Origin of the sequence: Paraburkholderia sp. PGU19 (genome assembly GCF_013426915.1) — a bacterium.
GTDB lineage: Bacteria > Pseudomonadota > Gammaproteobacteria > Burkholderiales > Burkholderiaceae > Paraburkholderia.
Window position 1 is genome coordinate 1,276,986 of sequence record NZ_AP023180.1, and the last position, 14,946, is coordinate 1,291,931.

Annotated in this window: 13 protein-coding genes; 3 read left to right on the top strand and 10 right to left on the bottom strand. The window is 64.5% G+C overall.

Going from position 1 to position 14,946, the window contains the following annotated elements:
- Positions 1–24: 24 nt before the first annotated feature.
- Together H1204_RS23295 and H1204_RS23300 are read right to left on the bottom strand one after the other, a co-directional pair.
- Positions 25–1,275, bottom strand: a complete 1,251-nt coding sequence (locus H1204_RS23295) for a D-amino acid dehydrogenase (protein ID WP_180733137.1) — start codon at positions 1,273–1,275, stop codon at positions 25–27.
- 124 nt (positions 1,276–1,399) lie between these two features.
- Positions 1,400–2,275, bottom strand: coding sequence for a LysR substrate-binding domain-containing protein (locus H1204_RS23300; protein ID WP_180733140.1), 876 nt, complete (start codon positions 2,273–2,275; stop codon positions 1,400–1,402).
- Positions 2,276–2,572: 297 nt separating this feature from the next.
- Between H1204_RS23300 and H1204_RS23305 the strand changes: the two genes are divergently transcribed.
- Entirely contained in the window at positions 2,573–3,433 is an 861-nt protein-coding gene (locus tag H1204_RS23305) for a polysaccharide deacetylase family protein (RefSeq protein ID WP_180733142.1), read from the top strand.
- Between the two features lie 31 nt (positions 3,434–3,464).
- Here H1204_RS23305 and H1204_RS23310 read toward each other — a convergent pair whose 3' ends face one another.
- The 5 genes from H1204_RS23310 to H1204_RS23330 all read right to left on the bottom strand — a co-directional run bounded on the left by H1204_RS23310 (position 3,465) and on the right by H1204_RS23330 (position 9,102).
- A complete protein-coding gene (locus tag H1204_RS23310) occupies positions 3,465–3,716 on the bottom strand; it encodes a GlsB/YeaQ/YmgE family stress response membrane protein (RefSeq protein ID WP_180733143.1) in 252 nt (83 codons plus the stop codon).
- Positions 3,717–3,902: 186 nt separating this feature from the next.
- Complete coding sequence (locus H1204_RS23315; protein ID WP_180733145.1) at positions 3,903–5,324, bottom strand: DUF2252 domain-containing protein; 1,422 nt, start codon at positions 5,322–5,324, stop codon at positions 3,903–3,905.
- 296 nt (positions 5,325–5,620) lie between these two features.
- A complete protein-coding gene (locus H1204_RS23320) occupies positions 5,621–7,066 on the bottom strand; it encodes a M23 family metallopeptidase (protein WP_180733147.1) in 1,446 nt (481 codons plus the stop codon).
- Between the two features lie 292 nt (positions 7,067–7,358).
- Positions 7,359–8,294 carry a glycosyltransferase gene (locus tag H1204_RS23325; RefSeq protein ID WP_180733148.1) on the bottom strand — a complete coding sequence of 312 codons (936 nt, stop codon included), beginning with the start codon at positions 8,292–8,294 and terminating at the stop codon, positions 7,359–7,361.
- 19 nt (positions 8,295–8,313) lie between these two features.
- Positions 8,314–9,102, bottom strand: a complete 789-nt coding sequence (locus H1204_RS23330; protein WP_180733149.1) for a hypothetical protein — start codon at positions 9,100–9,102, stop codon at positions 8,314–8,316.
- Between the two features lie 437 nt (positions 9,103–9,539).
- Between H1204_RS23330 and H1204_RS23335 the strand changes: the two genes are divergently transcribed.
- Together H1204_RS23335 and H1204_RS23340 are read left to right on the top strand one after the other, a co-directional pair.
- Positions 9,540–10,025, top strand: coding sequence for a hypothetical protein (locus H1204_RS23335; RefSeq protein WP_243468770.1), 486 nt, complete (start codon positions 9,540–9,542; stop codon positions 10,023–10,025).
- A gap of 168 nt (positions 10,026–10,193) precedes the next feature.
- Complete coding sequence (locus H1204_RS23340) at positions 10,194–10,817, top strand: LysE family translocator (protein WP_009770396.1); 624 nt, start codon at positions 10,194–10,196, stop codon at positions 10,815–10,817.
- 73 nt (positions 10,818–10,890) lie between these two features.
- On the opposite strand, the gene H1204_RS23345 is transcribed toward H1204_RS23340, so the two are convergent.
- The 3 genes from H1204_RS23345 to oxlT all read right to left on the bottom strand — a co-directional run bounded on the left by H1204_RS23345 (position 10,891) and on the right by oxlT (position 14,805).
- A complete protein-coding gene (locus tag H1204_RS23345) occupies positions 10,891–12,342 on the bottom strand; it encodes an aldehyde dehydrogenase family protein (protein ID WP_180733151.1) in 1,452 nt (483 codons plus the stop codon).
- Positions 12,343–12,411: 69 nt separating this feature from the next.
- The gene (locus tag H1204_RS23350) at positions 12,412–13,431 is read right to left on the bottom strand and encodes a LysR family transcriptional regulator (RefSeq protein WP_180733152.1); all 1,020 of its coding nucleotides are present in this window, start codon (positions 13,429–13,431) and stop codon (positions 12,412–12,414) included.
- A 33-nt stretch (positions 13,432–13,464) separates the two neighbouring features.
- On the bottom strand, positions 13,465–14,805 hold the full coding sequence (gene oxlT, locus H1204_RS23355; RefSeq protein ID WP_180733153.1) for an oxalate/formate MFS antiporter: 1,341 nt from the start codon (positions 14,803–14,805) through the stop codon (positions 13,465–13,467).
- Positions 14,806–14,946: the final 141 nt, after the last annotated feature.

The window sequence follows — 14,946 nt, forward strand, 5'->3', positions numbered from 1 at the left end:
GTGATGGATGTGTGTGCAACGAAATCAGCGGTCGTATGCGTAGGCATCGATATCGACGGAAGGCGCGCGGCCCGCGATCATATCCGCGATCACGCGCGCGCTGCCGCACGCGAGCGTGAAGCCCAGCGCGCCGTGTCCCGTGTTGAGCCAGAGGTTGCGATACGGCGTCCTGCCGATCAGCGGCTTCGAATCGGGCGTCGCGGGACGATGGCCGCACCAGGTCTGCGCGCTCGCGTAGTCGCCGGCGGCGGGGAAGATTTCCTGCGCCTGGCACTTCAGCAGTTCGACGCGCCCTGCCCGCTGCGCGTCGCTCAGACCCGCAATCTCGACCATGCCCGCAATCCGCAAGCGCCCGCCAAGCGGCGCATAGACGATCTTTCGATGCAGGTCCGTCACGCTGACGCGCGGCGTGTGCAGCGGATCGGCGTTGTGAATCGTCAGGCTGTAGCCCGTCAGCGGGTAGACGGGCAGACGCATGTCGAGCGCATCGAGCAACGGCACGCTGCCAAGCCCGAGCGCGACGACGAACGCATCGGCTTCGATATCGCCTGCCGCTGTGCGCGCCGCGACGATCCGCCCGCTTTCGCTGACGAGTTCGCGCACGGGCGTCTCGTAGCGGATCGTCACGCGATGCCGCCGCTGCAGCGCATCCGCGAGCGCAACGCCGAAGCGATGACAATCGCCCGCTTCTTCCGACGGCGTATGGATGCCGCCCGCAATCAGCGGCTGCGCGTGTGCAAGCGCAGGTTCGAGTGCCACACACGCATTGCCGTCGAGCGCACGCTGATTCGAGCCCGCCGCGACGAGCAGTTCCATCTTGCGGCGCGCGCGCTCGAACTCGTGCGGGTCGCGATAGACGACGAGCTTGCCGTTGCGCACGTAGTCGAACGCAATCGACTCGCGCTCGACGATCTCATGCAGCGCCGCTTTGCTGAGCGCGCCGAGGCTCAGCATCTCCAGCGCCGTCTGGCGCGCGCGACGACTGCGGCACGCGAGCAGGAACGCGATGCACCAGCGCCACTGCTGCACGTCGAAACGCGGAATGAAGCGCAGCGCGGAATCGCGCTGCCACAGCCACGCGGGCACCTTGGGCAGCACGGCGGGATCGGCGAGCGGCGCGACGTAGCTGTAGCTTAGCTGGCCGCCGTTCGCAAAGCTCGCCTCGAGCGCCGCGCCGCCGCGCGCCTCGACGATCGTGACGTCGTGGCCGTCGCGGGCCAGGCTCCAGGCCGTCGTCAGTCCGACGACGCCCGCTCCGAGGACACAGACATGCATGAATGCTCACTACCTTGCGATGACATTGCAGGCGAGTGTCGCGCGCCGAAAACGGCGTATCAAATGACCAGATGCATAGCTGCATAACCTGCGGTTAAGGGCGCGCAGGCCGCGCCGCCCACGCCTATGCAAAATGCGCGCGCAACACGTCGACGAACGCGTTGCCCGCCCGCGACGTCAGACCGCCGTCTCGCCACAGCGCGAACACGCCGACCGACAGCGCCGGTGTAACCGGCCGCACGGTCACGGCTTCCGCGCCGCTCTTCGCGGTCAGTTCGTCGAGCAGCGCGTGGCCGATGCCCCGCGCTGCCAGCGCACGGGCGACGTGCCAGGTGTGCGCCTCGACGGCGGGCGCGTGGCCGTCGAGACCCAGTGCTTCCAGCGCATTGCCGATCATCTCGCCAAGCGGATCGGCATTGCCAATGCCGATCCAGTCCCCTTCGACGAACGTTTGCAGCGTCATCGGCGCGTCGCCTGCGGCTTCATCGCGCGGACCGACGCAAACGACGGGCGTGCGCCCCAGTTCGGCGGACGCGATGCCCGGCCGCGCCGGTGGATTCAGCGCGACGGCCAGATCGAGATCGCGCGTGAGCAGCGCGTTCAGCAGTTCCTCGGTGTGACGCGTCTGGATGCGCAGCGACACACGCGGATACGCCGCGCGAAACGCCTCGACGGCGGGCGGAATCAGGCTCAGGCCAAGGCTCGGCAGGCAGCCGATGCGTAAGTGCCCTTCCGGTTGAAGTGCGAGATTGCGCGCGAGATCGCGGATGCTGTCGAGATTGGCCTGCAGCTTCTGCGTTTCGGAGAACAGTAGCTCGGCCTCGCGCGTCGGCTGAAGGCGGCCGTGCACGCGGTTGAAGAGCGTCAGGCCCGCGCTGCGCTCCGCGTGCGCGAGCACCTTGCTGACGGCGGGCTGCGAAACGCACAGCAGTTCGGCCGCTTTCGACAGCGAGCCGGTGCGCATGATGGCGTGGAAAACTTCGATGTGGCGCAGGCGCATGGCGCGGGTTCGGGTTGGCGGATCGGTGGAAAGGGGTCAAGGATACTGGCTTCGGCTCCGTTACGGTTCCGTTACGGTTCAGTTACGATTCAGTTACGGTTCAGTTACGGTTCCGTTACGGCTCCGTTACGGTTCCGCTGCGGTGTCTGTCTCCGCGTCAGTTCCGCCGTGCCGCGATCTCTTTCCAACTCTGCCAATTTCAAGACAGGACGCGCGCCAATGGTATCGTTCGCGTTTGACGAGCATCACGACAGTCCTGCCGGTATGACGAATCCGATCCGGCAGACGAAACGCATCATGAATCAACCGAATCCGCCGCTGCCGCGCGCCGCCGACCATGCCGCGCCCGCGCGCCGCTGGCCCCGCACAGGCAATCCGCCGATGTTCAACGCCACCATCGCGTGGCATGCCGCGATGGTCGCGGGCTGGGTGCTCACGCCCGTCGCCTGGCCGTGGTGGCTCGCCGGGATCTTCGCCAGCCATATGGTCGTCGTGACGATTGGCTTGTGGCCGCGCTCGTCGCTGCTCGGCGCGAACTGGACGCGCTTGCCGGACACGCCGCGCAATGCCGACGCCGTCGCGCTGACGATCGACGACGGCCCCGACCCGGTCGTCACGCCTCAGGTGCTCGATCTGCTCGACGCGCACGGCGTGCGCGCCACTTTTTTCTGCATCGGCGCACGCGCGCAGCGACATCCGGCGCTGATGCGCGAGATCGTCGCGCGCGGACACGCGGTCGAAAACCACTCGCAGGTCCACGTTCACACGTTCTCGGTCACGCTGCCGCGCGGCCTGACGCGGGAAATCGACGCCGCGCAGCACACGCTCGAAGCGCTGACGGGCGAGCGCCCGCTGTTCTTCCGCGCGCCCGCCGGCCTGCGCAACGTGTTTCTCGAACCGGTGCTGCAAAAGCTCGACTTGCGGCTTGCCGCCTGGACGCGGCGCGGCTTCGACACCCGCGAGCGCAACCCGCAGCGCGTGCTGGAACGGCTCGTCGATGGGCTCGCGGCGCGCGACATCCTGCTTCTGCACGACGCGAGCGCAGCAAAAGACGCGACGGGCAGGCCCGTCGTACTGGACGTACTGCCGCGTCTGATCGAGACCGTGCGCGCGCGCGGACTGCGTTTCGTGACGCTGCGCGAGGCACGCGACGCCTGAAGAACAGCGCCGCGCGCCGAAGGTGGAACGCCTAGGCGCGCCGCCGGACCATGTGGTAGATCACGAGCAGCACGATTGCACCAATGATCGACGCGATCCAGCCCGCCGCCTGCCCCGGCTGGTACCAGCCAAGCGCGCGCCCGACATAGCCCGCAATCAGCGAGCCGGCAATACCGATAATGATCGTCATGATCAAACCCATGCTGTCGTCGCCCGGTTTGAGCGCGCGCGCAATTAGACCGACGATCAACCCGACGACTATCGTGCCAATGAGGGAAAGCATGCAAACCTCCGATCAGAGTTAGCACTACGGTGCGCTGCTACTGCTCGCTACGGACGACATGCGGCCAGATTACGCGCCGCATGCCGCGACTGTACCGTTTCGGGGCGCGCGCCATCGGACACAGTCCGGCGACCGCGCGCCATCGTCGTCGGGATTCCGGCGCAAACGCCGGACGCCCTATGCCGGTCAAATACGGAAATCGGCGGACATGTCCTCGTCGGTGCGCGCCTCGATCTCGCCGCTTCGGCACGCTTTCATGAACACGTCATAATCGCGCTCGACCTGATCCGCATACGCCCCCGCATACTCGGCCAGCGCTTCCGCGAACTGGTCGCTGCGTCCAATATACGCGCTGATCTCGACCGCCTTGCCGCCCGCCTTCGCGTGCGCGCGCGCCAGCGCCCAACCGCATAGCCGCGCATAGCCGTTCAGCTGATCGATGTCGAACAGGTCGACGCTCGCTGTCAGTTTCATGTCGCGCAATTGCCGAAAGTAAAAATGCCGGCCCGCCGGCCCCGTCGACCAGCCGAGAAAGATATCGCTAGCCGCCTGCAGCATGCGCTGGCCTAGCACGACGCGCTCGCCCTCGTGCTTCGGCTCGGACTTGCGCGGCCCCGCCTTGAAATGCTGCGCGATCACCGAGCGCCGCGCCTCCTTGATCTGCAGAAAGAGCGGCTTGCCGTGCGGATCGACGGTGAGCAGCACGAGACAGCGCGTGCCGACACTGCCCACCCCGACCACTTTGAACGCGAGATCGTGCGGCACGAACTGCTCCAGCAGTTCGCGCCGATCTTCATTGAGCGTCTTCAGATACCCTTCGTACGTCTCGTGCATCAGCTTGCGCCAGTCGCCGACCCGGAACCAGTCGTCCTCGACATCGAACAGCGTGCCCGAGCCATGCACGTGGAACAGGCTCGGCGGCATGTCGCGCATCACGTAGCGGTCGCCTTCGCGCTCGCACAGCTTGTCGAGCATGCTTTCGTGCGTGCGGGTGGCCGCCTTCTCCATCCCTCGACGGATCAGCCGGCGATTTTCGGCGTTTACCGCCATATCGACCATCCGGTCGAACGTGATCCGCTCGTACCAAAGTTCCAGCGCGCCGCATTCGGCGTACTGCGCCATGCGGTCGCGATACTGGTTGGCTGCCGTCATCACGAGATCGTAGGCGGCGCCGCGGCTGAAGCGCATGTGCCGGGCGGCGACCACGAAGCTCGCGACGAGCCGCTTCAGGTCCCATTCGAACGGCGCGGTCGACACTTCGTCGAAATCGTTCAGATCGAAGATCAGCTGACGCTCGGGTGTTGCGAAGCCGCCAAAGTTCAGCAGATGCGCGTCGCCGCAGATGGGCAGCGTCAGCGGCGTGTGCGGCGTCATGCTGAGATCGTGCGCCTGCAGGATCGCGCTGCCGCGATAGAACGTGAATGGCGACACCGCCATGCGACCGTAGCGCAGCGGCACGAGGCGCTCGACGCGGCCTTCGCTGCTTTGCCGCAACAAATCGACGGGATTGCGGTGCATATGGCCGATCGCGCGGTGACTGGATCGTTTTGCGTGTTCGCGGGCCGCGCGCCCGATGGCTTCCCGTTCCGCGATGGTGCTGGCCTTCATGCTTTTCTCCGTTCTTGTAAAACAGCTTGCATCGGGGCGCACTGCAACCGCGTGCCGCCAGGGCGCATCGTGACGTTGACCGCTTCGGGCTGGCGTGGATGGATCGTTCGAGGCGCGACGCGTGCGTCGCCGATTCGCGCAAAGGGTGCCGGACCGCAAACGTCCATCGGATCGACTGTATTAAATCCTGCAGCGAACGGGCGCGCAAGTCCGTACGCCGCGAAAGCGCAGCGGCACAGGAACAGACGGGAAAGGAAGAAGCGACGGCGCAGGGGGCGCGCCATCGCGTTGCCGCGTCAGAAGAAGCGCGGCGACTGGAGAATCAGGGCGATCCGCACAGCCGGCGACGGCAGCGCCGCAAGGCTCGTGCGGGCGGCCTCGGCGCGCTCGTTGAAGGCGACGCGCGCGGCGCCCGACAGCGGCGCGACGAACTGATGCGCGGTCAGCGTCAGTGGATCGACGGGATGGTCGTCTTTGCGCACTTCGTAGTGCAGATGCGGCCCGGTTGCCGTGCCCGTGCGGCCGACATAGCCGATCACCTGCCCCTGCTCGATACGCTGACCGACCTTCAGCGCGCCAGCGAAAAGGGAAAGATGCGCGTAGTAGGTCGAATAGCCGTCGCCGTGGCGCAAAACGATGTGCTTGCCGTAGCCGCGGCCGTTGACGGCCATTTCGACGGTGCCCGCGGCTGCCGCGTAGATCGGCGTGCCGGCAGGCGCGGCCAGATCGACGCCCGTGTGAAAGCGCGGCTCGCCAAAGACGGGATGGATACGCATCCCGAACGGCGAGCTTACGCGCCGGTAGTCCAGCGGCATCGCGAATGGCTCGCTCGCGATCAGGTCGCCGTCGAGCGTGTAGTACGCACCTTGCGATGCGCCGGGCGCGGTGAACCAGAGGGCATCGTACGCGCGGCCATTCAGACGGACTTCGAGCGACGCAATGCGCGATGCGCCCGATTCGCTCGTTGCGTCCATCACGATCCGGTATTCGTCGCCCGCCTGCGCAGGCGCATCGACATCCACCCGGCCAGCAAAGATCCCGCCAATCTGCGCAACGATGGTCGCCGGAAAGCCCGCTTGTGCGAGCGACTCGCGCAGCGTGCTGCCGATCGGGCCGGCGCTCGAGCGAAGCTGATCGTCAACCATGCCGAAGCCGGTGGCGTCGCCGAATGGCGTCGTCGCCTGGGCGAGGTCGCCGGATGCGCCTTCGGGCGTCACGCGGCCCGACCATTCGTGACCATCGTCGGAACGATCATGCGCAACGGGTACGCACATCGTTGGCGTGGTGGCGCAGACCGTGCCGAGCACCAGTTCGTTCGACGGCATACGCACGTTGATCGAAGCCGTCGAGTAGGCGGGCGCTAATGTGGCCGCGTCGTCGGGGTGGGCGGAGGCCGGTGCAGGCAACGCATCGCCTTCAGAATTGGCAATGGATTCAGACAGCGCGCGATGGGCGTCGCGCGACGAAGCCTCTACGGCATTGAACGAAGTGGCGGGTTGCGCGCCCGGCAATGTCATCTCGTGTGCAAGTGCATGATGGCGCCGCTGCGTGTGAGCGGAACCATGCTTGTGCGCCTTCGGAGCGGCCACAGCGATGGACGTGCCAGGCACGACCGAAGCGCCGATCCACAATGCCGAAAAAGCGGCCACGCTCGAAAGCGTCTTGCGTTTGACGGACAGCGGACGAACCGCTGCCGTAGAGGTGCCCTGCCTGCGCGCGAGGAATGATCGCAGATGCTTCACGTCAGGTTCTCGCGTTGGAATCAAAGGGCGGCGGGCATGAGCGGCTGTACCGGGAAGGCACGGCTACGGCGCGTGGCGAGGCGAAGACGGATCGATCGATCCCGCGACCGGCTGGTCGCTCCATCGCGCCGCGCAGCCCGACAAGTGATCTTTAAAGTTTAAGGAACGGAGGACGTGGGCTGAATCGCCTAATTCTTAATTTTCTTAAAACTTTCTTAGGCTGGATACGTTTGCATTGAGAAAAGCGAGCCGTCATCCGTTGCGGACGACGGCTTCAGGCTGCAGCCGCTCGTTATAGCAAGCCGCGCAGATAGGCATCCCATTCGCCGATGCGCCTGTCCCACGAATAGAAGCGCGTGAAATATTCGACCTGTTGCGCGCGCAAGTACTCGTCTTCCGCCTTGCGCAGCCGGACCGTTTCGATTGCCTGGTCGAGCACGACGGCAAAGCGCTGCGCGTGAGCCTGCAGGTTTTCAGTGAACGGATAGAGCCTGGCGAAATTCGCACAGGTTTCCGGCAAGCCGCCGTACGCCGCGCAAACCGTGAGACAGCCCGCCGACATCGCCTCGATGGCGGCGATGCAGCTCGTTTCCGGCTCGATGTTCGGATACGCGAAGATGTCGCATTCGCCCAACGTCTTGCGCACGACGGCATTCGGCTGCGCGCCGTGATAGCGGATATGCGGATGCGCGCGGCATCGCTCGAATAGCGGCTGATATGGCGTGTCGCGCTCCGTCCAGTCGTAGATGCTGAAGCTCGAAAAGACGTCCAGTTCGATGTCGGGATGGCGCGCAGCGAGATATTCGAAGACCGGAACGAGGATTTCGAGGCCGCGATCGGGCGTCGTGTGATAGATCAGGCGGATGCGCTCGCTGCGTCGCGCAAGATAGGCGCCGAACGGCTCGATCGCGTTCTGCAACACGGTCATCTCCGCGTAGGGCACGCCAGGGATCATCTGATACAGCGCCGCCTGATAATGCGACACACACACAATCCCCGCAAACGCCGCACGATTTTCAGCCAGTTCCAGGAAGCTGGATTCTTCGCGGCTTGGTTTGTCGTGCAGCCAGAGAATGCGCTTACGGTCGGGGTCGACTGCGCGCACGCGGGAAGGAATGATCTGAAACTGTCGCACCAGTTCCGGATCGAGTCGCGCGTGAAGCGCTCGCAGCATCAATTCCGTGCCACCACGCGCGCGCGCGCTCAGTTCGTTGGTTTCCATGTTCATGCGTCGAGTCCGTTGCGCATCAGCACTCGCCGCCAATCGCCATCAGCGGACTCGCCGCAAGCGACGCGCCGAAATCGCCGTGCCACGTGTAGCAGCCCTGATGCGACAGCTTCGATTGCGTATCGACGAATACCTGCCCACCGATATCGCGCCAGCGCCGGCAAAACGCATAGTCTTCCGACAGATAACGGCCCGTGGAAGGCTCGACCATCACGTCGAAGAAGCGGTAGCAGAGATCGTAGAGCGGCGAGTCCGGCGCACCGTCGGGCACGTACTTCAGTTCGGGCAGCCGCGCGATCATCGTTTGGATCACGCTGCGCTTGATGCACATGAAGCCCGTCGGCGCTTCGCTGACTTCCAGAAAGCCGTCGCTGTCGATCGCCGGCGAGACGCCATCGTGCGCATTCACGGGGTAACGCAGGTAGCGCGCGGCAAAGGTTTCCTGCGTGAGTCCGCCGGGCAGCACGCCGGGCCAGTCGAAACGCTTGAGGGGATACACGCCCGCCGCGACATCGCGATCGGCAAGCAGTAGCCGCAACACCTGATCGACGGAAAAACCGATGTCCGCGTCGATCCAGAACAGATGCGTGTAGCCCGGATCGAGCAGAAATTCCGCGACGGCCTCATTGCGCGCGCGGGTAATCAGGCTTTCGCCTGAACGGATTCGCACCGAGCCCTGCATGCCCGTCTGCCACATCGCGTTATTGAGGGCGAGCAGGCTATTTGCGAAGTTCGCCATGACGTTGCCGCCGTAGCATGGCGTCATGAAAAGCGGTTTCATCGATTGAAGTGCGGACGAGTCAAGCATGGAAGGTCTCTTGGTCTGGATGAAAATGAGCGTCGATGAGTATCGCGGACTATCCAAAAAAAGACTGTAAGAACACTCTTAATGCGATAAGACGGGCACTGGATTGAGATACGGAGTTGGCACATTGATGCCGCTCAAAAGACTCGCCGCGAACACAGCCGGATGACCGGGAAACAGCCTCCCATCAGTGTTCCGATCCCGCCGCGCACGTATTGACCGTGGTCAATCGTTCGACCGCTTGCGACGCCAATCCCACGCAGCGGCCATATTTTTAGGACACGTCTCATATTCGCGCTCAGGTCCGCGCGACACACTCTCGGGTTTCGACTTTCATCCCGCAGCGTCACACCTGCTGCGCCATTGCCGTGAACCCCCTTCTGCTCAAACGATCCAGCATCGCCTGCTTCGCGCTCCTCAGCTCCGCGTGCTCCTTCTTCGTGCCCCGCTCCGCCGCGTCGACCTCGACGCCCGCGGACAACGCGCTCGTCATCGCCTCCGCTCGCGACTTCGCGTACATGCCCGCGCGCGATGGCTACGTCACCTTCGATCGCATCGCCAACACGGCGACGACGTCGATCCTGTTAAAGAAAGGCGTCGAGTCGACGGTGCGCGACGCCGTCGTGTCCGCATGGCGCAAGTCGGGCATCGCCGTGACGACGCACGACAAACTGGTGCTGAGCGGGCGGATCGAGGTGTTGTCGGTGGACGATGCGCGGCCGCGGGCCACGTGGACGATGACCATGCGCTACTTCGTCACCAATGCGTCGACGAAACAGACTGTCTACGTGAAGAGCAATACGGTCCATCTGTTCCGGCAGAAGTTCACGAACGCCGCACTTGCACTCGACGACGTCGTGAAAATCAGCGTCGATACGATCGTCAGAGATCCGTCGTTTCATCAGGCGCTACAGCCCGTCGAGTAGCACGCGCCTTTTCCTCCGCGCTGGCGCCGCCGGGTTGCGGCCCACATTCCTTCCGCTGCGGCGCGGCCGCAGCCGGCATTTCGCTACAATCTGATATTCCCCACCTGAATTCGCCACCGCGCGCCATGCGAACCCACGCCGCGCGGTGGCCCGTCCGAGCGAGCCGTCATGTCTCTCACCGCCTGGTTGTTTTTTCTTCCCGCGTGCTTCGCGATCAACATGGCGCCCGGGCCCAACAATCTGCTGTCGATCAACGTCGCCGCCCGGCACGGCTTCATGACGGCGTTCGTCGCCGGCAGCGGACGGCTGGTCGCCTTCGCCGGCATGCTGGTGCTAGCCGCGACGGGCCTCGCCGTCGTGCTGCACGCATCGGAATTGTTCTTCCTCGCGATCAAACTGGTGGGCGCCGCCTATCTGATCTGGCTTGCTATCCAGCTGTGGCGCAGCGACGCCGGGCCGATGGACGCACTGAAACAGGACGACGCATCGCTGTGGCGTATCGCGCGCCAGGAATGCTTTGTCGCGGCGGGCAATCCGAAGGCGATTCTGGTGTTCACCGCTTTCCTGCCGCAATTCGTCGATATTTCGAAGCCGATGCTGCCGCAATTCGCCGTGCTCGGCGCGAGCTTTCTCGTGCTCGAATGGTTTGCGATCGCGCTGTATTCGTGGGCGGGCATGTATCTCGGCAAATGGCTGACGCGTGCCACCGTGCGCCGCTGGTTCAACCGCTGCTGCGGCGCCTTTCTCGGGGCAATCGGCGTGAGCTTTTTGCTGGTGCGGCGCTCAAGCTGAGTCTTCGCTGCGGCACATGAAAAAACGGATCGGACGCAAAACGTCCGATCCGTTTTTCATTGCAGCGCCGCGATCAATGTTCGAGCGCGAGCCAGATCGACTTCGGCTCCGTGAAGTTTTCGATCGCGACATCGCCGTGTTCGCGGCCAAAGCCCGAATCGCCCGAGCCGCCCCACGGCAGCCGCACGTCGGTATAGCCGTAGGTGTTGATCCACACCGTGCCCGCCTTCAGCGCATGCGCGACGCGATGCACTCGGCCGATATCCGCGCTCCATACGCCCGCCGCGAGGCTGTACGCGGTGCCGTTCGCGATGCGCACTGCGTCCTCTTCGTCGTTGAAGCGCACGACGCTCGCCACCGGCCCGAAGATTTCCTCCTGCGAAATCCGCATCTCGTGCTCGACGTTCGCGAACACTGTCGGCTCGACGAAGAAGCCCTTCTGCCCGATGCGCGCGCCGCCCGTCACGAGCGATGCGCCCTCGTTCCTGCCGATGTCCACGTAATCGAGCACCGTCTTCATCTGCGCGGCCGACACGAGCGGCCCCATGGTCGTTTCCCGCTCGGACGGATCGCCGACCTTGAGTGCTTTCGCGCGCGCAGCAAGCCGTTCGACCACTTCGTCGTAGACATCGCGATGCGCGAGAATGCGCGAGCCCGCCGAACACACCTGCCCCGTGTTGAAGAAAATCCCCGAGGCCGCCGCGCGGACCGCGTTGTCGATATTCGCATCGGCGAAAATCACGTTCGCCGATTTGCCGCCGAGTTCCAGCGTCACGCGCTTGAAGTTGCCCGCCGCGCCCTGCAGAATGCCGCGCCCGACCGACGGCGAACCGGTAAACGTCACCTTGTCGATGCCCGGATGCGCGACGATCGCATCGCCGACCACGCGCCCCTTGCCCGTCACGATGTTCAGCACGCCAGGCGGCACGCCCGCCTCCAGCGCAAGTTCGCCGATGCGCAGCGCCGACAGCGGCGTGATCTCTGCGGGCTTCACGACCATCGTGCAGCCGCATGCGAGCGCGGGCGCGATCTTCCACATGCCGATCATCAGCGGGAAATTCCACGGCACGATCGCGCCGACCACGCCGACGGGCTCGCGCACCGTGTAGGTCAACGCGTCGGGACGCACAGGCACGACCTGGCCGTTGATCTTGTCGCACCAGCCGGCGTAGTACGCGAGCGTGTCGATGGCGGCGGGCACGTCCTGGCGTTTGACGGCGGCGAGCGGCTTGCCCGCGTCGAGGCTTTCCAGCGCGACGATTTCGTCCTGGTGTTCGCGCAGCAGTTCGGAGAAGCGCATCAGGATGCGGCCGCGCTCGGCGGCGCGCATGCCGTTCCACACTTTCAGCGCGGCGCGCGCCGCCTTGACGGCCGTATCGACATCCTGCGCGCTGCCTTGCGCGACGAGCGCTATCGGCTCTTCTGTCGCGGGGTTGATGTTGACGGTGTATTCGCCGGTGCCGGGCGGCAGCCGCTTGCCGTCGATGAGAAGATCGTAGCGTCTGAGGTCGGTTTCAGTGTCCATCTCGTACTCCTTGCGATTGCGATATGGCTGCTTCGCGAACCGTTGGCTGAACCGCCCGCACCCTCGCGCTTATGAGGCACGCATCAGCGCCTCGTCGGGTACGCACGGCATCGGTTCGTGTGTGACTCCTTTTATGGCTGGATTGGCAGATACTGCGCCAGGCGTCGCGGACGCGCCAGCATGGTCGGGCAATTCCTTGCCGGCAAACAGCGCCCAGACGGCTTCGGCATTGGGTCGCAGCGAGCGGTTGCGGCGGCGCACCAGCATCGTCGTGACGGACACTTCAGGCACGAGCGGAAGCGCGACGAGCGACGCCGGCAGCGCGGCGGCATGCATATCGACAGGCAATACGCCAATGCCGAGACCGAGTTCGATCATGCGCAGCGCCGCGGCGAGATGCCCGCATTCGTTGGCGCGTGCCCCATCGATACGATGCATGTTCAATGCCCGCTCTGTCACGTTGCGCGTGCCCGCTTCCGCATTCAGCGTGACGAGTTGCGTGACGGTCCTGGTATTGCGCAGCGCTTCCCAGTGCAGCGCGGCACCCGAGGCGAGCGGATGCGCGAGCGGCAGCACCGCGCACAGCGGCGTCGAGACGAGCGGCTGCGTGTGAAAGGCATCGGCGCCCGCGACGTGCGCGTCGCACAGTACGCCGAAGTCGACTTCGCCCTGCTCGATAGCGGCGAGCACGGCATGCTGAGGCTGTTCCTTCGCGGTGACGATCAGATCGGGGAAGATTGCAGCGCTGCGCGCGAGCCGCTCGGGCAGCCAGCCCGACGACGTCACGGGATCGCACGCGACCACCACGACGCCCGTGTGCTCTTCGTGAGCGGCGCGCTCTTCGCGCAACGTCAGTTCGATTTCTTCGATCAGCCGCCCGATGCGCCGTTCGAGCCGCGAGCCCGCTGTCGTCAGTTCGACCTGACGCGTCGTGCGATCGAAGAGACGCAATGCAATCGCCTCTTCGAGTTCACGCACGCACCGGCTCACGGCCGACTGTGTCAGATCGAACTCGCGCGCCGCGCGGGTGAAGCTCCGCTGACGCGCGACGGCGACGAACACCTTCAATTGCTGCAACGATACGTTCATGTGTTCAGGTCGCCATGTTGAAGTGATACGGGTTTATTCGCCCGTCTGTTCCGGCCAGTGACGCAGGCCCGGTCCGCTTGCCGCCAGTTCCGGCTCGAGTTCGCGAGATGCCTCGTTCGATGAAGCGATCCAGCGCGCACGCATCGGCGCCAGCACGAATTTCGCCGACACACCCGCCGCAATCGTGATGACGGCCGAGACGATGAACACCAGGTTCCAGCCGCCCGTCGCCGCGAGCACGGAAGCAATCGGCACGATCAACGATGCAGTGCCCTTCGCCGTATAGAGCGTGCCCGCATTCGCCGCCGCGTACTTGCTGCCGAACGTGTCCGCGCAGATGGCCGGGAAGATCGAGAAGATTTCGCCCCAGAACAGGAAGATCAGCGCCGCGAACGTCATGAACGCATACGGGTTCTGGCCGTACTGCATCAGCCCGAGCAGCGCGAGACCTTCGCCGATGAAGATCGCGAACATCGTGTTTTCGCGGCCGACCTTGTCGGAGATGAAGCCGCACAGCGGACGCGTGAAGCCGTTGCAGACGTTGTCGATGGAGAGTGTCATCGTCAGCAGCGGCAGCGTGGCGCCGAACAGTGTCATCGGCAGTTTCGCGAGACCCCAGTCCTTCGCGATCGGACCGAGTTGCGCCGTCGCCATCAGGCCACCTGCGGCAACTGCAACGAACGACGCATAGATCACCCAAAACACAGGCGACTTGATCATCTGGCCTGGCGTGTAGTCCTGCTTGGTGACAGCAAACTTGCGCTTCGCGGCCGGTGCCTTTGCGCCGTCGGGTTTTCTCAGCAACAGCGCGAGCACGAAAATGCAGACGCCCTGCAGAATGCCGAAGAACAGGAAGGTATGCTCGTAGCCCGTACGCGTGATCATGTTTGCAATGGGAATCACCGTGACGGCCGCGCCTGCACCGAAGCCCGCTGCCGTCAGACCCGCAGCGAGACCGCGCTTGTCCGGGAACCACTTCAACGCATTGCCGACGCACGTGCCGTACACGCCGCCCGCGCCGATACCCGCGATCACGGACGCGGCGTACAACTCCGGCAGTGTCGTCGCATAGGAATTCATCACCCAGGCAAGGCCCGCGCAAATCGCGCCGCCCGCGACGACGGGACGCGGACCAAAACGGTCGACGAGCCATCCTTCCACCGGCACCAGCCATGTCTCGGTCAGAATGAAGATCGAGAACGCGAGCTGAACTTCAGCCTGCCCCCAATGATGCTTTGTGCTCATCGGTGTGACGAACAGCGTCCACGCGTACTGAAGGTTGGCGACGAGCGCCATGCACAAGATGCCAAATGCTAGTTGCCACCACCGGTTGCGCCAGAACGCAACGGGAGCTTGCTGAGAAATGCTGTTCATGTGCCTGTCTCCGCTATCTATTTAGGGCAGCCGGCCAAAGCGCCGGTCTGTATCCATGCCACCTTATAGTTGTGTCCCCAAACGGACTGCTTCGGGGTATTGCGCAATGCCAATTCCACTACTTCTTTTCTATAAATCCTT